At 40.6% G+C, this 22,981-nt stretch carries 30 protein-coding genes; 22 read left to right on the top strand and 8 right to left on the bottom strand.

The genetic code is table 11. The features are described from left to right. Positions 1-118 precede the first annotated feature (118 nt). A complete protein-coding gene (locus tag KNO61_RS11055; protein ID WP_214687990.1) occupies positions 119-541 on the top strand; it encodes a hypothetical protein in 423 nt (140 codons plus the stop codon). A gap of 102 nt (positions 542-643) precedes the next feature. Further along, on the top strand, positions 644-1,735 hold the full coding sequence (locus tag KNO61_RS17500; protein WP_214873339.1) for a DUF2325 domain-containing protein: 1,092 nt from the start codon (positions 644-646) through the stop codon (positions 1,733-1,735). A 45-nt stretch (positions 1,736-1,780) separates the two neighbouring features. Here the strand turns inward: KNO61_RS17500 and KNO61_RS11045 are convergent, their stop codons facing one another. Next, positions 1,781-2,125 (bottom strand): hypothetical protein, encoded by a 345-nt coding sequence (locus KNO61_RS11045; RefSeq protein WP_214687994.1) that lies wholly within the window; start codon positions 2,123-2,125, stop codon positions 1,781-1,783. A gap of 152 nt (positions 2,126-2,277) precedes the next feature. Here KNO61_RS11045 and KNO61_RS11040 point away from each other — a divergent pair, with 152 nt between their 5' ends. The 3 genes from KNO61_RS11040 to KNO61_RS11030 all read left to right on the top strand — a co-directional run bounded on the left by KNO61_RS11040 (position 2,278) and on the right by KNO61_RS11030 (position 4,343). Further along, entirely contained in the window at positions 2,278-2,811 is a 534-nt protein-coding gene (locus KNO61_RS11040; protein ID WP_214873337.1) for a hypothetical protein, read from the top strand. A gap of 80 nt (positions 2,812-2,891) precedes the next feature. Beyond that, positions 2,892-3,548, top strand: coding sequence for a hypothetical protein (locus tag KNO61_RS11035; RefSeq protein ID WP_214873335.1), 657 nt, complete (start codon positions 2,892-2,894; stop codon positions 3,546-3,548). Positions 3,549-3,626: 78 nt separating this feature from the next. Next, positions 3,627-4,343 carry a hypothetical protein gene (locus KNO61_RS11030; protein ID WP_214873332.1) on the top strand — a complete coding sequence of 239 codons (717 nt, stop codon included), beginning with the start codon at positions 3,627-3,629 and terminating at the stop codon, positions 4,341-4,343. 38 nt (positions 4,344-4,381) lie between these two features. On the opposite strand, the gene KNO61_RS11025 is transcribed toward KNO61_RS11030, so the two are convergent. After that, positions 4,382-5,116, bottom strand: coding sequence for a hypothetical protein (locus KNO61_RS11025; RefSeq protein WP_214688001.1), 735 nt, complete (start codon positions 5,114-5,116; stop codon positions 4,382-4,384). A 546-nt stretch (positions 5,117-5,662) separates the two neighbouring features. Between KNO61_RS11025 and KNO61_RS11020 the strand changes: the two genes are divergently transcribed. From KNO61_RS11020 to KNO61_RS10960, 13 genes are all read left to right on the top strand, one after another. Beyond that, a complete protein-coding gene (locus tag KNO61_RS11020) occupies positions 5,663-6,499 on the top strand; it encodes a GIY-YIG nuclease family protein (RefSeq protein WP_214688002.1) in 837 nt (278 codons plus the stop codon). A 29-nt stretch (positions 6,500-6,528) separates the two neighbouring features. Continuing rightward, entirely contained in the window at positions 6,529-7,251 is a 723-nt protein-coding gene (locus KNO61_RS11015) for a hypothetical protein (RefSeq protein ID WP_214688003.1), read from the top strand. Between the two features lie 132 nt (positions 7,252-7,383). After that, positions 7,384-8,451, top strand: a complete 1,068-nt coding sequence (locus KNO61_RS11010; RefSeq protein ID WP_214873329.1) for an alpha/beta hydrolase — start codon at positions 7,384-7,386, stop codon at positions 8,449-8,451. Between the two features lie 124 nt (positions 8,452-8,575). After that, positions 8,576-8,743: a hypothetical protein gene (locus tag KNO61_RS11005; protein ID WP_214688005.1), complete on the top strand. Its 168-nt coding sequence runs from the start codon at positions 8,576-8,578 to the stop codon at positions 8,741-8,743. A 144-nt stretch (positions 8,744-8,887) separates the two neighbouring features. Beyond that, a complete protein-coding gene (locus tag KNO61_RS11000; RefSeq protein ID WP_214873327.1) occupies positions 8,888-9,586 on the top strand; it encodes an HD domain-containing protein in 699 nt (232 codons plus the stop codon). Between the two features lie 108 nt (positions 9,587-9,694). After that, on the top strand, positions 9,695-9,874 hold the full coding sequence (locus KNO61_RS10995) for a hypothetical protein (protein ID WP_214688008.1): 180 nt from the start codon (positions 9,695-9,697) through the stop codon (positions 9,872-9,874). Between the two features lie 11 nt (positions 9,875-9,885). Further along, a complete protein-coding gene (locus tag KNO61_RS10990) occupies positions 9,886-10,857 on the top strand; it encodes a hypothetical protein (RefSeq protein ID WP_214873325.1) in 972 nt (323 codons plus the stop codon). Between the two features lie 24 nt (positions 10,858-10,881). Next, on the top strand, positions 10,882-11,286 hold the full coding sequence (locus tag KNO61_RS10985) for a DUF3037 domain-containing protein (RefSeq protein WP_214873323.1): 405 nt from the start codon (positions 10,882-10,884) through the stop codon (positions 11,284-11,286). Positions 11,287-11,394: 108 nt separating this feature from the next. Beyond that, the gene (locus KNO61_RS10980; RefSeq protein WP_214873320.1) at positions 11,395-12,039 is read left to right on the top strand and encodes a hypothetical protein; all 645 of its coding nucleotides are present in this window, start codon (positions 11,395-11,397) and stop codon (positions 12,037-12,039) included. 164 nt (positions 12,040-12,203) lie between these two features. Next, positions 12,204-13,244, top strand: coding sequence for a hypothetical protein (locus KNO61_RS10975; protein ID WP_214873318.1), 1,041 nt, complete (start codon positions 12,204-12,206; stop codon positions 13,242-13,244). 14 nt (positions 13,245-13,258) lie between these two features. Continuing rightward, positions 13,259-14,155 carry a hypothetical protein gene (locus KNO61_RS10970; protein ID WP_214873316.1) on the top strand — a complete coding sequence of 299 codons (897 nt, stop codon included), beginning with the start codon at positions 13,259-13,261 and terminating at the stop codon, positions 14,153-14,155. A gap of 120 nt (positions 14,156-14,275) precedes the next feature. Next, a complete protein-coding gene (locus tag KNO61_RS10965; protein ID WP_214873313.1) occupies positions 14,276-14,974 on the top strand; it encodes a hypothetical protein in 699 nt (232 codons plus the stop codon). Positions 14,975-15,488: 514 nt separating this feature from the next. Continuing rightward, positions 15,489-15,782, top strand: a complete 294-nt coding sequence (locus tag KNO61_RS10960; protein WP_214873311.1) for a hypothetical protein — start codon at positions 15,489-15,491, stop codon at positions 15,780-15,782. A gap of 66 nt (positions 15,783-15,848) precedes the next feature. On the opposite strand, the gene KNO61_RS10955 is transcribed toward KNO61_RS10960, so the two are convergent. Together KNO61_RS10955 and KNO61_RS10950 are read right to left on the bottom strand one after the other, a co-directional pair. Continuing rightward, positions 15,849-17,597: a sensor histidine kinase gene (locus KNO61_RS10955; RefSeq protein ID WP_214688025.1), complete on the bottom strand. Its 1,749-nt coding sequence runs from the start codon at positions 17,595-17,597 to the stop codon at positions 15,849-15,851. Positions 17,598-17,637: 40 nt separating this feature from the next. After that, complete coding sequence (locus tag KNO61_RS10950; RefSeq protein ID WP_214688027.1) at positions 17,638-18,315, bottom strand: response regulator transcription factor; 678 nt, start codon at positions 18,313-18,315, stop codon at positions 17,638-17,640. 399 nt (positions 18,316-18,714) lie between these two features. Between KNO61_RS10950 and KNO61_RS10945 the strand changes: the two genes are divergently transcribed. After that, the gene (locus KNO61_RS10945; RefSeq protein WP_214688029.1) at positions 18,715-19,200 is read left to right on the top strand and encodes a hypothetical protein; all 486 of its coding nucleotides are present in this window, start codon (positions 18,715-18,717) and stop codon (positions 19,198-19,200) included. 99 nt (positions 19,201-19,299) lie between these two features. Here KNO61_RS10945 and KNO61_RS10940 read toward each other — a convergent pair whose 3' ends face one another. The 4 genes from KNO61_RS10940 to KNO61_RS10925 all read right to left on the bottom strand — a co-directional run bounded on the left by KNO61_RS10940 (position 19,300) and on the right by KNO61_RS10925 (position 21,507). After that, entirely contained in the window at positions 19,300-19,974 is a 675-nt protein-coding gene (locus KNO61_RS10940; RefSeq protein ID WP_214873309.1) for an RNA-binding protein, read from the bottom strand. 21 nt (positions 19,975-19,995) lie between these two features. Then, positions 19,996-20,319, bottom strand: coding sequence for a hypothetical protein (locus tag KNO61_RS10935; RefSeq protein ID WP_214873307.1), 324 nt, complete (start codon positions 20,317-20,319; stop codon positions 19,996-19,998). A 113-nt stretch (positions 20,320-20,432) separates the two neighbouring features. Continuing rightward, entirely contained in the window at positions 20,433-20,927 is a 495-nt protein-coding gene (locus KNO61_RS10930; RefSeq protein ID WP_214873304.1) for a hypothetical protein, read from the bottom strand. Between the two features lie 58 nt (positions 20,928-20,985). Next, positions 20,986-21,507: a DUF1192 family protein gene (locus KNO61_RS10925; RefSeq protein ID WP_214873302.1), complete on the bottom strand. Its 522-nt coding sequence runs from the start codon at positions 21,505-21,507 to the stop codon at positions 20,986-20,988. Positions 21,508-21,673: 166 nt separating this feature from the next. Here KNO61_RS10925 and KNO61_RS10920 point away from each other — a divergent pair, with 166 nt between their 5' ends. The 3 genes from KNO61_RS10920 to KNO61_RS10910 all read left to right on the top strand — a co-directional run bounded on the left by KNO61_RS10920 (position 21,674) and on the right by KNO61_RS10910 (position 22,759). After that, on the top strand, positions 21,674-22,072 hold the full coding sequence (locus KNO61_RS10920; protein ID WP_214688039.1) for a GNAT family N-acetyltransferase: 399 nt from the start codon (positions 21,674-21,676) through the stop codon (positions 22,070-22,072). 82 nt (positions 22,073-22,154) lie between these two features. Further along, a complete protein-coding gene (locus KNO61_RS10915; RefSeq protein ID WP_214873300.1) occupies positions 22,155-22,511 on the top strand; it encodes a response regulator in 357 nt (118 codons plus the stop codon). Between the two features lie 17 nt (positions 22,512-22,528). Then, positions 22,529-22,759: a hypothetical protein gene (locus KNO61_RS10910; RefSeq protein ID WP_214873298.1), complete on the top strand. Its 231-nt coding sequence runs from the start codon at positions 22,529-22,531 to the stop codon at positions 22,757-22,759. The last annotated feature ends 222 nt before the right edge of the window (positions 22,760-22,981 follow it).

Genomic DNA, 22,981 nt, shown 5'->3' with positions numbered 1-22,981 from the left:
GGTATATTATTCGGATAGCAATCGATTCATAATGGAATGAACGAGTAAGGAGTCTGAATATCATATGAGAGCAATATCAAAAAAGGCGTATGAATTGAATACAATTGGAGGAATGAGGATGAATGCGCAACAGTATGCCATGGATTGGTGGATGAAAGAGGAACAACGAAGAGCAACACGCTCTCATGCGAACCAAGTCCATTTAGTCAATCAGCGACTCTCACGAGCAATTTCAATTTTGATGAAAGACGTGAAAAAGGAAGATTACAAAGATGAAGCGTGCTCTTACAATCGGCATCTCGTTCAGTCGAACATTTGGGTGTTGTGTTATCAAAACAATTTTGAGAACCCCTTTGTCATGGGTGTGCAAGCCGCATGGATTGCATTGATTTTTGATAAGGAGAAAGAGAAGGGGAATGCTCATAATCTCTGTTATAACGAATATGAGTTTCGCCAACTCTTGAGTCAGATTCGAAATACGGATAGTGCCGCATTTCAGATGGCGCTAAATCAGTTTCCACATCTAAAGGAATGGCTTTAAAAGGACGTGTATTCACGTTCTTTTTTTTATTAGGCAAAGACGGTTATAATTGGAAGCTATATACTGGTTGTGATGATGACTTGATTGGAAGGATGATTGACAGTGAATCGAGATAGCATAATGGACGAGTCCAAACGTGAGATGATGATATGGTTGGAACGATTGAATTTCAAGAACATAGAAGATACTAAAGAAATCATCATGGAGTATTTCAACATACTTCACTCCGTTTCCAAGCTCCCTGAACCACCATGCAAGCCATTAGACGGAGAACCATCAACAATTGAGAATAACGACAGTCAAAATAAAGAAGTTGTTGAAGAAATATCTGAAGTCATACCCGAAGTCATAGAAGAACAAGCGGGCTATATTTTTGAGAGGAAACTTCGTGGAGGATACCTCCAGGAAATCAATGCGTTTATTCCAGAAGGTATCGTTAGAAATTTAAACATCAAACATGGGGATTTAGTTGGTGCCAAGAGAATGATTGATGATACTTCCGAGGGGAATCCGAAGTATTATTATACGTTGCTCGAAAAGAAAGACGGCGCAGATGCACCGGACAGGGGAGAAATGAATTACTGCATCATTGAGCGGGAATCTGGTGCTCTGGTTGTGAAATCAAACAGTCTGACCGGAGAAAAAATACTTTACAAAGGCACATCGTATTGTCTCTTTTTAAATGACCAAGAAATTCGTCAATTCAATCTAGAAGAAGGTGATATAGTCGATGTCGCATACAAGGTCAGCAACCCGTCTCAACATAAAGTGACATGGAAACATGAGCATTCTGAAAGCAATGAAGAGATAAAAAGTTTCGACAAGAGGAAACGCCCAACTGACCCAAAGAAAGAAAAGACAGATTCGCCCACTATAGACCAAACGTTAAAAGGTATGAATGTCATGATTGTCGGAAATGAATCAGCACGCTCCGCATACCAGGAACAAATTGAGAAACGAGGAGGAACGCTTTTATGGGGACATACAAAAGAAGCGATGGAGAGATTAGAGCCACTCGTCAAGAAAGCTGATTTCATCATCTTCCTACTAGGACTCAGTGGTCATGTCGGGATGAAACAAATCAAGTCGTTCAGCAAAGAGCATGGAGTTACCTTTCAAACTACATTCAATCAAGGAACGACTTCGATTGTTAGAATGGCTGAGACCATTGCAATTGAACTCGGCACTTCATAAGGATATTAAAAAAGAACCGCTCCATCCAGAGCGGTTCTTTTTATGTCAATTTGGTTCATCATGATAAGGAATATCTCGTCGGATTATCACTTTCGTGCAATCCTTCGTTGAATCAACGTCAGCTTGATGTGACTCAGATGTTTTTAATTGAGAGTCTCTCGTTCCTTCTCCATTCTTTTCATTTTGTACCGTTTTAAAACCTTCAAGGTCATATAGGATGTACTTGTAAAAAGCATGGAATCCAAGTGGTAGGAGAATGAGAATAATCAATGCCACAAGAACATATTCAAACGGCATCATTAAAAGATACTCAAGTTTGAACAGAACAATCAGTGTTTCAAGGAACAACAAGACAGCGGTAACCAAATTCGGACGTTCAAAAAAACGCATAGGCAACACTCCTTTCGAGTTATCAATGTTTTAGTATTTTATGTTGGATGTTGAAGAGCTACAACTGATTATAGAGTCATTGAACTTTTATTTTTTGACTATTGTATAAAATGTGTTACGCTTAAAGTATTAAATAGAAATAGAGGTGTTATATGCAAAAGACAACGTCAAATGAAGTAAAACCATTGTCCATAAATATCATCATCGATTTGGTTCTCAGGAAATTGGTCACTGAACATGAGCAAGCACAGATGGATTTCGTCAATCACATCGATGTCCACTTGCCCTATTCTTATAGTGGGAAGTTGATTACCGCAATGGTGAAGCATGCTTCGGAAGTGGACTACTCGCAAGCTGAGATTCTCCAGGCGTTATTGTTCAAAGCGAACTCATCACAAGTGACACTCTATTTCCTGAAGAAAGATACTCACGAAAAAGCATGGATGATTCCACTTGTTCCCGTAGAGGTCGATGCTGAGAGTGGTCAAGAGTTAAAGTATCCACTAGACTTTTTAGATTCGAAAGAGACGGAATTGCAAACGAAAATTTCTATTCCATCGGCTTTGGCTCATGAGAAAGAGCCATTGCAAGATGCCACACTATATATTTCAGTGTCTTCTAGCCACGCACATTTTCTCAAAGAAAAATGGCTCTGTTCTTTGAATCAATACAGTAAAGAATCATAAGCATCTCCTCGTCTGAATAATATGAGTCATACAGGCAATTAGTTGGTATGACTCAATCATGTAATTCAGGAGGAGAAATCATGGCGATTCGATTTAAGAAGACTAAGAAATGGTTTCATGTTGGAAATATGACTAAAAAGGTCAAGAAAAGCTCGTTCGAGGGGAGTGGACTGTCCATCTCTCAGCATCCGAAGGAATGGAGTCGGATAGCACGTCTTTCAGGAGACTTATATACGGTTCATAAGGAAAACCCATTGTTGTTGGATTTTCATAAACTCTCAAAAAGAGACAAAACGAATATTTTTGAATGGGGAGTCGAAAGAGGCTATCTGGTAAAAGGATTCAAATGGGTGTTCACTTATATTGATGAATATGACGAGATGTATCGAGAATTTCTCAGCTATGAGGACTGGTTGATGGATAGGGGGTATGACGAAGAAAATGCGGAAGACCAAGAAGACTTGAATGAGGACAAGGAGTCTCTCAAAAAGGTTAAAGCTTTTCTCGGAACCACCAAGTTATTTGAAGCGGAGTGTTGGGACAGAGAGCATAGTCCATCTATGGCTGAAACCTTCTGCATCTTACGATACGCAGACGAGATGCTCGGAGTGGATGGGGTCTTTTGGAACGATATCTTGGATGTTTATCGATATTCCGCTCCACGTGCCGTCATCTTTCAATCAAAGCTACCGGAATGGACGATTCAATTGGTCGAAGAGCCAACAATGTCCCGTTGAGAAGATAAAGGGGGGAACTCCCCTTTTTCTTTTCGACACGAAAGATGGTCAAATGTACAACGATAAGGGGGATTTTAAATGCTTGCAGTATTGATTTTAATGGGAGCTGTCGGCGCATCGTTTGGTGGTTACTACATTGCAACGGCTGAACAGCGACTGGACAGTTTGCCACGGAAAAAGAAACTAGAAAATTATCCAATGTTTTTCCCAGATGTGAATCGTAATGGTATCTACACCGTGACACACATCCTAACTTATTTAAAGATGATGCCATCTAGACTCAATAAAAACGACCTCGAACCCCTAGATGTGGAAACATTTGAAGGGGATGAGATGCAAAATCACCATATCAAGAAGCGCTTTTGGGATGACCTGTATGATTTGAACCAGGAGTTTCGCACATTATATAAGAGCATGCAAAACTATGACAAGATGAAGCGAAATGTCGGAAGCAGGGAATATCAGCTCTATGAAGCGAAGATAATTTCATCAACAGACACCGTTTATAAGCTCGTGAAGAGGATTCACAAGAACATGGAAGCGAACCGAGATATCATCAAGCGTGACGAAGAGTTAAAAAACAATCCGAAAAAAGACTATCGCACTGCAGAAGAAAATGCTCTCCAAGCTATCTGTGACTCAAATGAATCTACGCCGGAGATGAAAGAGAAAGCACAGTCACTTTTAAAAGAACTGGAACGAATGAGTCCGGAAAGCTATACCAATCCGAATTTGGAAAATATGGAGTTAGACATCGAAACCATTGAACGGATGGTCAAAGCGAAGAAATTATAAAAGGCAGAGTATATTCTGCCTTTTTTGTCTGTATTGATTTAGAAGGGAAGGTTGGGGTCTCCGGTATGAAGCGGATGTACCGCAACGGACTCAATAGGAAGTGGTTCGGAGATTGCATCAATCACCTCAACTGCTTTTATTTCTTGTTCCACTTTCCTGTTCTTGAAGTAGAGCAAAACCTTTTCCTTAAATCTCATTGCATCCTTCTTTGTCAACTTTGCTTCGAATACAGAAGATTCGTCACGGTTTGACCTGTAGTAGGAGTCCAATTTGTCTAGTCTCATAAACACACCCAGTTCTTCGATGGTGTCTGCTTCCTGCAAGACTCGGATATTGTCATCATCTCCATTGATGATGGCATATGTGACCTTGTATGGGCGGATAGGTCGTGTTATCCAATGTTCCTTTGTCCGTTCCACGTCATAAACCCAATTGTTTTCCTGGATTGTTTCTGAATCAATCACTTCGTCTTCCTCTGCTTGGAAATGATAAACTCTCACCAATATTCCACATATGGCTGATTCCAAGAAGTGATAGAAGTACTCGTAGGACATCTCTATCAGATTCGAATTTCCGCTCATCTCAAAGAGGATGTACGGGATACTCTCATGAGCGATGCAACATTCTGGGATTGACGGCGCCGTACAAATACGTGCTGTTTCAGTCTCACCGTCAGTTGCCGCATGTACAGGGATTCGAGGGGTGAATAATTGTATTTCTTGTGATTCCGGTTTCCACATTTCGATATGCTTCAATGGAATGGTTCGATTCATGATTCATTCTCCTTTGTAAATTCAATATATACATATCACTGATACGTGTAACTACAACATGCTATGCGTATGACACATCAGATGATTACAAGATGCTAGAACAATTGAAGAGTTTTTCTTCTCATCACTACGCATAGGATAGTGAAAAAGAGGGTGATGGAATGGAGTTAGAAAAAGAAATCGAGATACGGTTAAGGTCAGGCGGTTATACAAAGGCACATGAATCCAAAGCGGGAACAAAAAATGAAGGGAAGGTATCGGCGGGATATCGACTCTCTAGAGAGGATGGAAGGTGTCGCCTTTCTTTCGAGAAAGGGAACATGGTCTTCTTCGGGATGCCTCCAGAAAGGGTTTATGAGTCTCTCATGGAGATGGTACATCATCTCCAATCCATCTCGCCTGAGTGGTCATATACGTTTGAGAATTCAAGAGAGGTCGCAAGTGTTTGCATTTGTAAGAAGAATGAGCCCAACCTTGGCTCATTCCAATCAGATTGAAGCATAAGAAATAAAATTTTTGAAAGAACTGTCGGTTCGGGAGGTGTCTATGTACGGAATCATTTATAAAGCAACCAATCGTTTGAACGGGAAAGTATATATCGGGCAGACAACGAAGTGCCTTGAAGAGAGAAAGAAGCAACACATCTACTTGTCTCAGCAGAAAGAAGGCTCGAAGAACTACTTTCATCGTGCACTCATTCGTCACGGTGAATCGTCGTTTACATGGGAGGTCATCGATACTGCATACAGTAAAGAAGAACTCGACGGGAAGGAACAGGACTGGATAGTGTCTTATGAGGCATTTGGAAGAGGCGGATACAATCTAACACATGGAGGACAGAAGACGAACCCAAGAAAGACAGAAGTATTTGTCTTTGACACGAGCGGTGAGCTGTTGGCAGTTTGCGAATCACAAAAAGAAGCGTCAGAAGTATTCAATGTCAGGAATAATATCGTGTCTCAGGTCATTTCTGGGAAGCGTCCCGTATATAAAAACAAAGTATTCCTTCCAGGAGAAGGGTTCAAGAATCTAAAAGAAATGTTCGATGAAGTATCCGAGAGATACGAGCGTGAGCGTCTCAAGAAATACAAACGATTTGTGGTTATCGGAATTGATGAATCCGAAAACATACACACTTGCTCGTCACTATTTGAGATGAGCAAGCTTTCAGGTGTTTCGATAAAAACCATTCTTGACGAATGTGAAGATGTCACCAAATCCCGTTCAAAATGGAGGTTTTGTTTCGCCATCCATTTCGCAGAGAAAGAACCCGATATGTATGAACGACATAGTTCTAGGAAGGCAAGTCTTATCTACGACGAATATTTAAAGAATTACCACCGCTTTCATTTTGACAATAGTCAAAATGAGTGTTACATTTAATGTACAAACAAATGGGAGCGTGATGATAGTTGGATAAAAAAACATATGATTTACTACTACTTCTCGGAGGAGCGTTAAATGCTCTCGACGAACGAGCAAAAGCAGAAACAACTGAGTTCGTGAGACCGAGTGTGGAAAAGCAAGAGGGGGCACGAGAAGAACATGTAGGGCAGGCAGAAGACCCGCTCACGATGCTTCGTCAGCTCTTGGAAGGGAAACGCTCATCTGAGCCCACCCAACGAAGCGACAATGGGCATACAAGCCATCAAATCCCCCCAACTATGACGGATGTTCTTTCACTCTTGTCCTTAGTGTTTGGAGAAGAGAATGTTTCACAGCATAAAGTAGCTCGTGAACATCAAACTGGAATGAAAATGAGTCTGATTGCCGAGAATCTCGTTCGCATGGGATACATGGTGACTGCAGGAGAAAGTCCTCATATCATGAAAGTCCATGTCGAAAACGAATTGTTGGTGAGTTTATTCTTCGACCAGGATGGAGCCATCCGGAAAAAAGATGAATATGATAAAGAGAAACAATTAAATCAGCTCAACCTGTTGAAGGCAAATGCACGTGATGAGATGAAGACCGCTCTCAACATGGGTCTGGAAGACAGTGTGGTGGTTGAATTGACAGAAAAATTCAATGATTGTCTATCCGAAATCAATCAGTATCAAGAGTCACTTGAGCGAAAACGTTCCATGGTCAATCAGATTGAGACATTGGTGAAGGAAATCGATACATCATTTTAAGAGAAGGGAGATATCCCTTCTTTTTTTATTTTTTTTACAACAGGTAAATTTTGCATTATTCTTAAAGTCAAGCCCGATTTATGACGATAATAAGGGTGAAAGAGAAATGAATATTTAAAAGGGGGACGATGAATGGTAGGTTTAAAAAAAAAGGTGAGAGGCGAATCCGTACATCACAAGACGAAATTATTAGGCTTGATTTTAGTGATTGCACTGGTGACTATGTTGTTCATCATATTCGACTGGAATGAGTCCGATGAAACAGTCAGTGATTCTATTCCTAAAGATTACGATACGACAGAACAACTGACTATAAATAAGACTGAGGGCAAAGAGGTTATCATACCAACCGTATTTGTCCATGGCTTCACAGGTGATGATACAAGCATGAGCGGACTTCTCGAAGGGTTGTCAGGTGTACGAAATGACAAGGTGAAAAAGGTGACTCTTTATGAGGAAGACGGGAAAAAAGTGGCAAGTCAGATGAATCTCCGAGTCGATGGACAGGAGATGACCTACGTTGTTGGAAGTGATGAGAGAGTTCATAAGTTTTCTTTCCATGATGAAGAGTATATGCCTGGTTATGTCAAAGTGGTCTTCACAAGGAATGTCAATAACCTGTTCAATCAATCTTATTATCTCGAAGCCGCTATGAAAGAAATCGCAAAGGATTATCAAACCGAGGAGTTGAACCTTATCGGACATAGCATGGGTGGAGTGTCTTCATCGTTGTTCGCATTTTACAACTACAACGAATGGGCAATGAGTCATCATCGACCTGATACATATCATGTCCGAAAACTTGTCACATTGGATAGCCCGTTCCTTGGGTCTTTCATCAGTTTACATATAAAACCGGACTACTCCGCTGTAGTCAATATCATAAGTGAAGTGATAGGGACAGAAGATGTTGTCTATTGGGGATATGCCACGTCAATTGGAGAGAGTACGCTAGAGAATTTGACGAATGGTGGTAGGGAGTTTGAGTCATATATGGATTGGAAGTACGCCTCGTTTGACCCAGATATGGAAGTATTATCATTCGCAATCAATAAGGATTTGCTCGTCCCGAATGAGAGCGCCTGTGCCTTGAGCAAGTATATCCAAAAAGAGAAGTATCGATGTGTCACGACGGATGGTACACACAGCACGATGACTTATAATCAAAAGACGCTCGATGAAATCAAATCATTCCTTTAAAGCATGGGCACCCATGCTTTTTTCAATGGTTCACTCGTCATATTTTGATTCACGTCACCGTATCATAAAAGGTTAAGAAAATATATGGAGCGGATTTCGCTTGGACTAAAAAGGAGGAATTTGAATGGGAAAACAGGAAAAATATTTTGTCACATCGGGTTTGGGTGAGTATATGGTGGTATCAGAGGTATTTGACCCGATTGCAGGGAACGTCCTCGAAACACATCAGAGTGGGTTTGAGAATGAGAGCGAAGCACAGGACGTAGCTGACAATATGAACAAGATGCTGTGAGGAAATTCGAAAGTCTACTCAATCAGGCTGAAGAAGTAAAAGAATGCTTCACAGAAAACAATAATCATTAAGATAAATAAAATTGACTATGTGAATAAAATATTATAGAATATAGTCAATAAAAGTAGAAAAGGAGTGGTGCACATGTCTAGTAAACTTTCAAGTCGGGTCAAATTTCTCAAGACCGTCCTTTCCGTACTCGGACACAAGAAAGCATTGAAAGCGTTGAATCTGATGATTCAAGAGATGTGCAGTGAGAAAGGGTACAGTCGTCACGACGGCTCTCACTACTATCTCCATCTTGTCGATGTGACAATGAAAATCTTCAACTCCGGAATCCGTGATGAGGACATCTTGACTACTGCAATCCTTCATGATGCCATCGAGGACGTGGAATGGATTAACTACGATTTCATCAAAAGGGAGTTCGGTAAGGAAGTAGCGGATGATGTACTCATCCTCACGAAGAATCCGGATATCGATTACAAACAAGATGAAGCGGCATTGTTGACGTATTTGAACCAATGTTTTAGTCGCCCTTCGACGGCAATCGTCAAAACGGCAGACCGTATTCACAATTTTAACACGCTAGGGAATGCCGACACGGATAAACAACTCAGAGTGGCGAATGACACCGAGAAGAACTTCTTCCCGATGTTCAAGTTCGCACGCAACGAGTATCCAGAATATGCTCCATTCTTTTATCAGGCTAAAACCGAAATCGAACCACATCTCCTTAAAATCAAAGAGAGTTGTGAAATGGAACGAGTTCTTCGACAGGAGATTGCCAAGCTTCAAGAAGAAGTCAAGTCGCTAAGCATTACATTTGAAGAAGCCCTCTAAGAGGGCTTTTTATAGTGCTAGAAAATAAGCATCTGCCATAAGATATAGGATACAGAAATTCAGGGGTCTATGGTGACAACATATAAAGGTCAAGAGGGGAGTGCATGGATGAGACAAGACTATGAGCAAATCATTCATTTGTATCGGAAGGATTATTCAAAGAAGTTAGAACAGATGATTCAAGAATATGAGCATAAAGTCGGGACTGGCAGAATTGCCGAAGAAATCAAAATGGAGCGGGACTATATGAATGAATCTACAGAAAATCGTTCTTTATTGTCCGTGTAAGGAGGAAGATGATGTTGAAAAAGTACAAGCTTTTAACAGAGGACGCTGTCCATCTAACTTATAAGCACAGAGGAATCGAAGACACGACACGTGTGTTTCCTATCGAGGCGATAGTCGATATTCCTTCAAAAGGTGTAAGAAAAGGGGATAAGGGCGGTTATGTAGAGAGTGAGGACAACCTATCCCATGAAGGGAACTGTTGGATATATCCCACTTGCGCTGTAATAAACGGCGCTGTTGTACTAGGGAATGCAAGTATCTCAAAGGAAACAAAAATGACCGGGGACAGTCAAGTAAGCGGTGATTCCAGTGTCGAAAACAGCATGCTTTTTAATAGCATGGTGGATGGGAACACGCAGGTCAGCAACTCAAAGCTCATCAATAGCGTGATTTATGAAGAGGGCAACATACATGAGTCAACATTGTTCAATGTGACCATCTGGCGAGCGAATTTTTTCAACTCGAAGATTCAGTTCAAAGATAGCAAGGCATGCTTTACATCAAAAGAAACTAGTGATTTCACCGATACTTTTTTGGAGTATACGGGCTTGAGAAGCGTAAATACGAATCATCCGATGTTTCTCTCCGACATTACAATTAGGAACCTAAAAACATTCAAGCTAGAGAGTGGTCTAGAGATGCGAAACGTCGTGTCTATCGGAACTTCTCACATTATTTCGAAGAAGAATGATGGAGACAAGCTGAATCGTCTGATGGGGAAAAAACAATTTGTCCTTCAATCGAAAGCCAGGGTCACCCTAAAGGACAGTCAAGTCCAAGCGGAAGGGTATCTGATATCTGGTAAAACACTCTTTGAAGATGTAAATATAGATACGTTTGGCGAAATCAAGAAAAATGGAAAGTCCAATTTACATTTGAAGAATGTCACGATGACAGAGTTCTCTTCCCTGGTTGTAGAACATGGGGGAGAGATACTTATCGAAAACATCAACTTGTGCGGCGATATTGTCTTCGAACGATGAACCACAAAGAAGGAGTGAAGATACATGAAAGAATACGAGCATAACCATTATCGTATCATCAGAATGCGACCAAATGCGTTTCGTGCTGAATGGGTCAACATTGGCGTGTTGATGTATGATAAACAAGCAGGGCGTCACACTGTTGACATGTTGCCGATAGGACACCCAAAAGTGGAGTCTGTCGTGCTGAAGGGGATGACATCTGAAGAATATCATCAAATCAAAGAAATCGTTCGGGAATGTTTTAGTTCATTTGATGATGAACAACGAAACCCGTTCGATGAGAACGGAGATGTGAATAACTTCATCCTTCTCTTGCGTCAATTCGAAGGTTCAAACAAAATTCGTTTCAGCCACCCTTCGATTCCACGAGGGAGATTGGATTTAATTAAACTTCAATCCATCTTGATGGATACCTACGTCAATTAAGGAAAGAGTCCGATTCGGGCTCTTTTTTATATTTGACAAAAGAACGGAATACGATAGTAGAAACTGAATTTAGGTATACATTCTATTTCTTTTTAAGGAGGAACTGATATGACAGTTCAGCAATTCATGAGTTTCAATGAAGAGGATGTGCAGTCGATTCAATTTTTCAGAAGTAGCTTGCTTACAGACGGGTTGTATGATGATTACGATGAAGACAACCGCAGATGGGAAAACTTTCTGATTGAATGGTTGAACGGCAGTATCAATGAAGAGGTTTTATTGAATATGCATTTATTCTTCGATACCTTCAAATCAGATTTCCCTGTATTCGACACTTATCATAGAGGGATGCAAGTCAAGACTGGCACCACGTTAGAGCCTAGACCTTTAGCGAGCTTTTCGTTGGAACCAGAAGTGGCACGCTTTTTTGCGGGTTTTAGCGAAACGTATGGGTACAATCAATGCTCAGGTGAAGAACGCTATTTGCTGTCGGTCAATGGTGGAGAAGCGCTAGACTTGTCAAACCTGCTGTTGACGCTACAGGAGCGGACGACACATCAGGATATGATAATCGCACTGGAAGAACGTCTGTGGGAAAAGGAGGTCATTGCACCGCTGACAAGTGAAATGCTTCAGTTGGTGAAGCCGCATGTATTCCCCCCGGAACCGAATAAGATTCAAAAGATGAAGAAGGTGGGAGAACCGGTTATGTTTTCACCTAAGACTGGCATCGTCCTCAAGAAAGATGCTTAAGTTGGTTGGACTAAGGGATGGGAATATTCTCATCCCTTTTTAATATGGTTGTTTAACTAAACTGATAGACCATTGCATAAAGCGTTTTTTGTTGCCATAGAATAATCTATCAGCATAGAACAGGCATGATGAAAATCATTTTACTTTAAAGGAGTGTAAACAAAATGTTGACAGAGATGAAGTATGAGTTCACAGGCAAGACGAAATTGGAGAAGTTCACGAATAGTGCGGGGGAGGAGGTTACGTGTACCGTAAATCAAATCCGTGCATTACGAGACATCCCGCTTCATGGTGTGAAAATGGGAGATGTCGGTGGATATATCTTTTCTGAAGAGAACTTGTCTCATGAAGGAGACTGTTGGTTGGGGCATGGTGTCATCCGAGAGCGTGCAAAGGTGTCGGGAGATGTCTTGATTTCAGGAGGCGGTTGGAGGAGCCATCTCCCATCCATTCAAGGTTCGAGTGTGATTCATTGTACCGGTAAGATAATTGAAGCAGTGGTGTTTGACTCTAAAATCACGGGGGACGTCGATATAGATGACACCTCGATACATGAGTCTACCATCGAGGCGAAAAAAATCATCACGACCCGACATGGATTAATTGAAAAAACAAGCGTATTGAATTGGGGAAATGGTGAAATCTTTCTAGAGCGGTGCTTTCTCAAGTCAGACATCGGTGAGTTAAAAATCATCAGCGTCGATGACGGACTCCACATGAACAATGTTCATCTAGAAGTCCGAAGAGATGGTACGGATAAGATTGGTGACCGCTTTGACAGCCATATCATGGCATCCGGTAAACTTGAGGACGTATATGCTGAAGACATCCTTCAGGTCAATCTGAATGGAAAACTAAATATGAAGCATGTCCTTCTTAACAAAGGTACTGAATTGGTCATGCATAGTGGTTCGGAATACAATATTCAGGGCATATCGAAGAAACGTCCTGTAAGTTTTTCAAATGGACGAACGTATTTGAATAACGCAAACCTGAACGGCTATATCTTTTTGTCAGGCAATCTATTGTTGGAATCTACCAACCTAAGTGGTTATGCGATGGTCGAGAATCAAATGAATCAAATATTGACACTCCGAGAAGTTTCAATGAATGACTTCACATCCATCCTCTTGACCAAGACGCATACAGATGAATTTGAAATCCAAGGCAAAACCCTTACGGAAGAACAATCTATCGTGTTGTGAAAGGTGTAGAGTACATGAAAAACAAAAAATATGAATTTAATGGCGAGACGATTCACCACCGTTTAGGAACATTTCATCAAATCATTGCGACTCGTGATATTCCTAGACATGGAATCAAAAAAGGCGATTTGGGAGGATGGATACTAAAATCCAACTCGATGTTGAGCCAAGAAGGAGATTGTTGGATACAGTCTGGGTTACTGATGGGGTCACGTATATCAGGGGATATATTGATGAGGTCAGGCTTGATTGTCAATTCGACTTTAAATGACTGTAAAGGTATCATCGATGATTCAGAGTTAAAGAATGTGTTCCTTTCATCGTCGGATTGTCGAATACAGTCCAGTACTGTCACGTCATTCGGAGAATTCCCTTTGAAAAGTACTTATGCGGGAAACACATTCTCTGTGATAAACAGTAAAATCTTTGTCCAACCAGAAAAAGAAGCACATGCCTCACTCTATCTACAAAGTGTATTTCTGAATGTAACGGTCTATGATAAAAAACCTCTGAAGCGTCTTCAGAGCCTCGAATGGATGGTTCTCAGAAACCTAATGATTGAAGGAGGCGAGTTACTCTTTGGTTTCAACAACGAGGAAGAACGAGAAGGTGGAGAGAGCCTGATTGAAGGGGATGTAACCAACCCGATTATATTGAAAGATACCAAACTGATGGTGCATCATTCAAACCTTGTTGGAAACCTAACGATTACGGGTAGAGAGTTCTTTTTGAGCCACTCCATTGTTCACGAATACGCTTCTCTCATAAATGGAATGGAAGAGGGAATCATGGTCATTCTGAACTCGACCATCAAAGGATTTGCTACAATAGAAGCAAATAATCCATACATGATGGAACTGTATATTGAAGAACAAATGCTAGATAACGATTACACATACAGAACACCATAAAACATGACATCTACTAAAGACTGAATTCATTTCAGTCTTTTTTCGTGTTTCGGGTTGTGAGAGCGCAAACAATTATCTACGATAATAGAAAATTCTGAAAAATGAAATGGAGGGAGTGGCATGAATAACTGGTATGAGTTGTATGACCATCAACGCATGAAGACTTATCGAATATCCTATGACAAGCCATTGACGAGAAAACAAAGGATTAGATGGAGAAGAGAGTGGGAGGAAGGAAAGATTTCATTCAGATGTGGATGTGGCTGTCCATTTGGTATCAATGCGAATGGGGCAATCTACTATCCCTCAGATTTGAAATACGACAATATAGAAAAAAAGCACAAGGAAAACTGTGTGAGATATCGGAAGGGAAAAACGGTTCCCGTGTTTATCATTAGAGATATACCGAAGTCACCAAAGCTTTCAGGTATTTATCGTGAAGATTGGGTGGATGATGTTGAGCAACTAATCGAAAGAAATAAGTCGGAATGGTGGGCGGGAGCTAAGGTATGCCTTAGAGAGAAAGTAAGTAAAATTGAAAGTTACTTGAAAGAGTCGAAAGACTATGAAGAGAAACAATTGTTTTTAATCGTTGGTCGCATCAAGGAGATTAAAACATCACATTTTGGATATAAAAAGACAATCATATTTACAGAGCAAGAGGAAACGGTGTCTATTTGGGTCTCCGAGACATTCTTCGATGGGAGAGAGATAAATAGACCAAACGTCGTCTTCTTCGGATTTTGTTATGTTCGAAATGAAAGATGGAAGGATTCCATCTTTAAGAAGATTTATGCGAACGAAGGGCTGACCGTCTAGCGGGTCGGCTTTTTTAGGTCTCATGGAATGAGTGGGAATATGAATTGGATATTTTTTGACTATAGTGCACCGTAAATTTGACTGTTGTACAAATCAATATATAGAATAGGTATATACAAAACATAAGACGTATAAACTTTCTTTCAAAAAGAGGTGTATAATTCTGGCTTCCAAGTAGAAATAACAGGATGAAACGACTTCGCATACGGATGTCACTTTGGGTGATAAATGGGCTATCTAAAATAGACCAAAAGACCCAGAACAAGCGTTCTCGACAAAATTCGACAATAGTCAAAATTGGATTCAAATGTTGATATGAATAGGTTTATAGTGCTTTCTGATAGAACTTAGTGTTAAGCCATAATAGGCTTATAGTTATACTCTAAAAATTGAGTATAGTCAAAATTACCTATCAGGAATATAGTTAAGATAACAAAACGAACCAAAAGAAAGGCAAAAGATTGAAAGAGTCTTTCTTTAAAAAAACAGAGGTTTCATACAGGAGGAATATATAATGAAGACAGTTGCAATGACAAACGAAACGGTAAACGAAATGGCAAAAGTAGCATATGGAGAAGGTGCATACGTAACGGTACATGAAGAGATGGACACAGATGTTGTCATCGTCATGAATGGAGATAAGATTACTCGAATCGTAGAGCTTGAAGACGCAATGTTAGAGTTCGGCAAGGTATTCAATCAGAAATTCGTCTCATATCGTGCAGTCTTCTTGGGGGAACTAGGATTTGGCTATGCTTTCGAAGTGGATGAAATCTATGTGCCTGAGGTTCAAAAAACGTGTGCATAAAAACAGGGACGATTCAGCCGACTGACCGACCCGCCCCTGTCTCATATTGAGGATTTTGTCCTAAATTTAATTTTTAAGAATCTCTTTACCAGACACGGGAATCTTGATGACAAACTCTGTCAATTCATCATTGCTAGACACAGTGATTGTTCCCCCGTGTCGCTCCAACGACTTCTTAGAACTTGCAAGACCGATTCCGGTTCCGCCTCTCTCTCTTCTAGAGGTGAAGCCGAATGAGAAAATTTTAGATAAATCATCAGATGAAATAGGGGCACCGTTGTTTGAAATGGACAACGTGAGCTCCTTTTTCTTATATGTTCCAAATACGCCAACCTTTTTATCTTTCACAATTGGCGTCTCTAAGACGGCATGAAAGGCATTGTCAATGATGTTGCCGGTTGCAATGACCATATCAGTGATTTTATCCAACTTGAGGTCGAGATTGTTCATATCCGAGAAATGATATTCCATCTCTATCCCTTTCTCATTTGCTTCGGCTAATTTTGACTGTAACAGCCCTGCAAATGCGGGAATGCTCAAGTTCACCAATTCGTTCGTTGGCTCTTCAAGATTCGTAAGGGTATCGACATATCGTCCCGCTTCTTCATAAGCCTCGATTTTAAGAAGACCAGAGATGGTGTATAGATGATGGTTGGCATCATGCCTCTGTTCTCTAACCCGTTTGAATAAGGACTGAATCTGTTCAGTGTAAATCTCTTGTACATTAAAAATGGTTCGTTCTCTCTTGGTAATTATTAATATCAAGACATATACCATGGTGAAGGCAATCATAAATACGATGACAGATGCGATGAATTGTCTGATAACCCGTTCATGCAGTTCATCTTGAATAAGTTCATAATCCGTGGCAACCACAATGACTAGTTCATCTTGTAGATTGTCCCCGTTTTTGAAGGGCACCGGTTGATAGAATTTAAGCAGGGTCTTGTTTCCATCATCAATTGTTCGACGTACAGGATGGTTCTCCTGAATGGCGACCTCGACTGCATTTTTATCGGCTTTTGATTGGTATTCATAATCACCATAAACCTTCAACTTGTCTGAGAGCCATACGATACCCGTGTCACGTGTTGTCTTCTCACCGTTAATTAATGCGTTTGAATTAATTACGGACACGTCTAGAATAAAGTCTCGTTCTTCTTCTGCATCTCGTATTAATTCATTTACGCCAACCTCATCTTTGTACCGGCTCATCGTACCATCATCCATGAATGGATTGATTAGGTAATCTGTTGTCCCATCATTATAATATCCCCACTTGCTAACCATTTTGGGATTTGCTGAGCTTGTATCGATAGGTCCTGCCCAGAAATTCTCCAATGACTGCCCAAAGCCCGGTATTAGCTCTACATTATGGTTCGTCAACAACTGTTTAAACATGTTGTACCACATTCCATCTGCCCAAGCACGGGTCTTTAATCCGATTTGCTCCGGCATGTTGGATTTTACTCCAATCACATCATTATCTTTTTCTATGAACAGGGCAATACCTTGAAGACCCAATTTTTCTGTCAACTCAACCAAGTCTTCATTCTTTACATCTTCAATATTCGGAGGTAAAGCGTTCTGGATAGCGATAGACGCAGTCCGTAACTCCTTCGCCATAAACTCATTGAAGTAATTTTCACTTTTCTTTGTCGATTCAATGGAATTCACCATGTTGTCAACTACGACATTAACCTTTTCAGCCTGATTGTTAATCAATGTCTCCCGTGTGTTTACAAAGTACAGCAAATTGATAACCAATAGAGAAGCGATTAAAACCAGAACGAAAGACAATCGGATGACTCTCATTTAAACACACTCTCTTTACCTTAAAGTACTAATAAGTTTATCAAAACAACCCCATCGCCTTTGCTCGTTGCGCAAGCTCGATAGTGGTCAATTTTCGCAATCGCCATTTCCATCCAAGGCATCTCTTCGCAATTCCTTGTCGATGATTTTGGACGGATTGTCTTTCAAGCTTCAACGCATCTGCCACTTCATCAATTGAATAGCCTCGATAGAACAGTTCTAGAATCTTTAACTGTTGCTTGGTCAGCTTTTGCATGGTAGATTTCAAGGTTTCTTGATAATCCTGAAGAATAAATCCGACGACCGAGCCATCGATTTGATTGGTGTCATTCATGGCGTCAAAAATGGCAGGTTTGAGCTTGTCGGGTTTTGATTTCAATAGATAGTTCACAGCCACACCGAGACCGATGGTGCTTCGTACAGTATCCTCATTTAAGATTCCGCTCAACATGATGATTTTTGTATCTGGAATTGCCGTAGAGAGGTGTATTGCCGCATCGATGCCATGTTGGTCATCCTTCGGCGTCAAATTAATATCCATCAAAATGAGGTCTGGTTTGAGCTCGGTCGCAATGGTGATGGCATCTTCCTTGTTGTGAGCATGTCCAATCACCTCGATTTCACCATCGCTCTCAACGAAAGAACGATGAACCTTCAAAGCCATCGGGTCATCTTCAACGATGAACACCCGGTAGGGCGACACTTGTGTTGTATCCATGAATTAGATTCACCTCCACTGATTCTTAGTTTTTCCCCAACATATTTCATGATAGGGAATTAAGAACTTGGGTCAATGCGTTAATCAGGGCTATGAATAGGAGAAAATGACTGTAAAACAGGGATTATACCTATCATATTTTAAATCTGCCATGTCACCAAAATAATCAAATGTCAAAACAGATTAAAACCAAGTGAAATAGCTTGATGAAGCCATTGGAACGATGAAAACTAGTTTTTTCGGAAGTCAATTTTAAAATCAGGGTAAAATTAAGTAATTAGTCGATTTTTCTACTATAGTCAATTAAAAAATCATACTTACCTATATAGGTGCATACGATATATGGTCTAGAAACATTGGAGTAGCAACGCTACCATATATTTGAGGAGGAAGGTCACGATGAATACTTATTGGAATGGACAAGGGAACTTTCAAGCTGAATTAAATGTTATCAATGAGAAAATGGTTGATTGGGGGATGACGACTAACCCTCTTATGAATTTATTTATCACCTGCAACAAGGTTTACTATGACGTTTACAATAATGGTGGATTCAACCTTGATGATATGATGCATTCGATTGAGGAATACATCAAACCATACGCAAGCGAATTCACCAAGCTAAGATTCGATGTTCAGCCAAAGACGCTCATTCGAAATCTTAAGAACGAGATGAAGCTAGAAAAGTTTTTCGATGACATGATTCTCTATGTCAAAGACAAAGACCTTTCATTTAAAGTCTACACGCTCTATTATGACTATCGGAAGGAGTTGCTTTCTGAAACCGAACAACCTGGATTCTTCAACATCACATTTGGTTTGGTTGAAGAGTGCGAGGATTGGAAGAAGCACCGATTGGAAAGAATGGGCTATAAAATGATTTGATGATGTGAGATACCTTGAAATGAGGTATCTTTTTTATGTTCCACGTTCGTAAGATTGCCTTGTACATAAAAAAAAGAAACACTCAAATAAATGAGTGTCTCAGATAAAATCAGCACGGACATAGTAGCTTTCTGCGTCATTCGGTATAGAATCGAGGTCTAGCCAAGCGAGCTCAAAAACATCTTCTTCTACTAAACTCGAAAACACACCACCAAATGTTCTACGTACATCTTTTTCAAATGCCAAAACTACATAGTCAGGATAAACAATAGTTTCAGGATTTTTCTTTACCTCTTCGACACTGATTCCGATGTAAATCATTAGTGTGCCTAGAGAGGTGACACTTCCACAGACGTTGGGTTTCTTGTCAAAAACGACTCCTGGAATTTCACGTCGGAATTCATCAATCATTTTCTGATGGTCATTAAAATATTCCCTTGAAAAGAGATGACCAAAAAAAGAAAGCAAGAATTTTTCGTCATTTGGTGTGACGAATCGCTTCTGAATATATCCATGTTCCGTTACGAGATGTTCTTTCATCGTTTCTAACAACGCATAGACATTGTTCCCCCATTCTTCAGAATATTTCTGCGCTTCCAAACCGTACTTAAATCCTGTCGCCTGACAATCCGGACAGTCTCCGACACCATAATGGTAGTATTCACATCCGCTTCCTTGGCAGTATGTACACTCATCCAAGAAGTCGTGTGGCATACCGTCCTTCACCAATCTTATTTCCTGCTCATTCAGTGCTCGGTCAACGACATCACTCATTGGTCACACCATCCTTTCTAGTTATTCGTAATGATGAATCTGTATTTGATTCGGAGAGATTACTGTTCCTGAAGCAGATTCCCATTCTACTGTCGTGATTAAGGGGAAAGAATCTGGAAGAGTCACCTCCAAGACCGCAAGGCGTTCATAGATGTCTTCAAATTCCTCTCCCAACCAATTTGCTAGAGCCGTCTCGCAATCCTCAAGTGAATTGAATAGGAAAACCAAAGGCATGGATTCGCATTGCGCCGAACGCTCCCCAATGGTAGGCATCAGCTCTTTTTCAAAGATGGATTCCAAATTGGACTCTGGTGTCACGTGGTAGAACATTTGATATTCCGTCACTCATATCATCCTTTCTATTCATCTTGTACATACTTGTACGCCATATATGGTTATGATTCATTCTATGCAGGGGATGGGAGGCTTAAAAAAAGAACCTCTAAAGAGGTTCTCGCTTATAGCAAGGTTGCATAGTGTACCATCACACCTGTTACTGCTTTCTCTTTCTTGTAAATCTGGTACTCTCCAAACATCTCTCGAATGGCTTCTTCACTAGGAAGAAATGCGGCGAAATTATCACCTAAATGAATGCAAAACTGACCTTTAATACCAAACCCAGGAGTCGGGGGCATGATTTTCAGTTCACGTTCGATTTCAGTGCCTCGTTTTTTCATCTGAATCCGTTCTCGGAGTAAGAAGGCTGTCACCTTGTCACGTAGACAGCCGGTATCTGCTGAGACAATCGTATATCCACTACTTCCAAATCCGAATGAATTCAAGACTTTTGAATCTTTGTCATATACCGTGATTTGGTGATTCGCTCCTTTTGTCATCTTGATGTATTTTTCATGACCGCTGAACCCTTGATGACTCATTCGGTCGATTGCATCTTCAAATACGACTTCCATTAAAGCTAATTCCTCTGTGTTCTTGACCAGTTTCAGTTCCATAGTTGTTCCCCATTTCATAGTTTTATAAGAAATACCTTGTCGTCATCTTGTTCGAGCTCTATTCTCCCAACAATGAACGGTCAAAGGTAAATGTGAATGTGTCATCCACCACATCCGTTTCATAGTTTTCACCGAAGACCTTCTTGAGCAAGCCATTCACGGCATCACCAGTGAACGTAGCATCTGGTGTATCCATCCCGGGCTCATCATGAAAGTAGATGTGAAGTGTAGAACCGTCATCGCTGAGCATCCCTGAATACACATTGTGAAGATTCTTCACGTCTAATGTGGACTTAATATATGCAATAAAGGTATCTGACTCTCCTTCGAGAGTGAATTTACCCTTGATTTTATTGAAGGCATCTTCTACAAGCTCACTTGATACGTACTCTTCCTCAATCCCAAGGATGGTAGACAAGAAATAACGAATGTCACTTCGACCGATGCTATAAGCCCCTTCGTTCACTTTTGCTGTCTCTAGCTCCTCATTGAGATTTTCAATCTCTTGCTCTAGAAGTTCAGCATATGAACGTAGTTCGTCTACATGCATCTGTTTTAAATCCTGTTTCAAAGTCATCATGTGATATCCTCCTGAAATGGTAGCAGTTTTGCTATCCTTATTTTTTTATTCCATTTATTCTACGTTTTAATGATTTCCTTCATAACTGTATTGAATCTACAATTCTCGAATAGGATGTAAAAAGAAGAGAAAACAGTAGAATCGATATGATTGAGGAGTGAAAAGGATGCAAGAACCATTTGTAAGTCATGTTTTAGAAGAGATGGATGCAGGATATGAAGGGTTGCTCTGTTCGCCTGAGCACATCGGAAGAGTGTTCAACTACATGGAGTCGAAAGGTCTCGTCTCTCATTTCGAAGAGAAACAGAGTTCCTCGGAGTCTGTTGGCATTCTAAAGAACTTGTGGGTGGAAGAGGAAGAACGAGGAAGTGGAGTCGGGACGTCTCTCCTCGATGAATTTATCGACTTGGCTGTCGAACGGGAGATGGATGTCATCTATCTCGTAGCCGATACGTTAGAATCAAATGACTTTGACCTCGTCTCGTGGTATGAGGAAAAGGGCTTTGAGCGGATAACCAATGGTGATTGTCCTCTGATGCGCTTGTGCTTTGATGAAGAGTACTAATGCGACTTTTATTTTTTGACTATTCTATAAAAATATTTTATACTATTTCAATATAAAGGCGTGTAGATATGGAGGAGATAGAATGGCAAGAGTTTTAGTGGTCGATGATGCCGCATTCATGAGAATGATGTTACGAGGTATCTTTGAGAAGGAAGGACATGAGGTTGTGGGTGAAGGAGTGAATGGTGCTGACGGAATTGAAAAGTATGATGGGCTTCTTCCCGACCTCGTCACTATGGACATCACAATGCCTGAAATGGATGGCATTCGAGCAGTTGAAGAGATTGTCCGACGTCATCCTGAAGCAAAGGTCATCATGTGCTCAGCAATGGGACAGCAAGCCATGGTAATCGACTCAATCCGAGCCGGAGCCAAAGACTTCCTGGTTAAACCATTTAATGCGGAAAAAGTGATGGAGACAGTAGGTAAATATATCTGAACAAGGAGTGATTGACCATGGAAAAAGAGTTGGATTGGAATCATGAACCCGGGGACATCCTGGTCACAGATGACGGAGACTTACTTGTGGTTTCAACAGAAGGATTCGAAAAACACTTCCTGCAAGGCACTCATTTTCTTTTGGTGAGAGTAGGAACTGGAGAAATCGAGGCATGTATTAACAGAGATGAATCACAGGAATTGTGGCGATATTATGTCATTCGAGACATCAAAAAGAATAAGAAATGACTCGAACCACTAAAAACAGGGTCTAGTGACCCTGTTTTGTTATTATCTACGGATTTGCGCATAGCATAAAATGAAGAACGGAAGGATGTTGAGAAGATTGAAGACTATTTTTTGGCTGTTATATATAGAGGCTTGTTTTATTGTAGGGGTATTTATTGCGGATTATCTGCAACCTACGAAAGAAATCATCAACCTCTATTGAATCCTTTCCAGTTCAAATAT

The sequence above is a fragment of the Exiguobacterium sp. s140 genome (assembly GCF_018617035.1).
Taxonomy (GTDB): domain Bacteria; phylum Bacillota; class Bacilli; order Exiguobacteriales; family Exiguobacteriaceae; genus Exiguobacterium; species Exiguobacterium profundum.
Note: the sequence above shows the minus strand (reverse complement) of the source record. Positions and strands in the feature narration are given on the sequence as shown.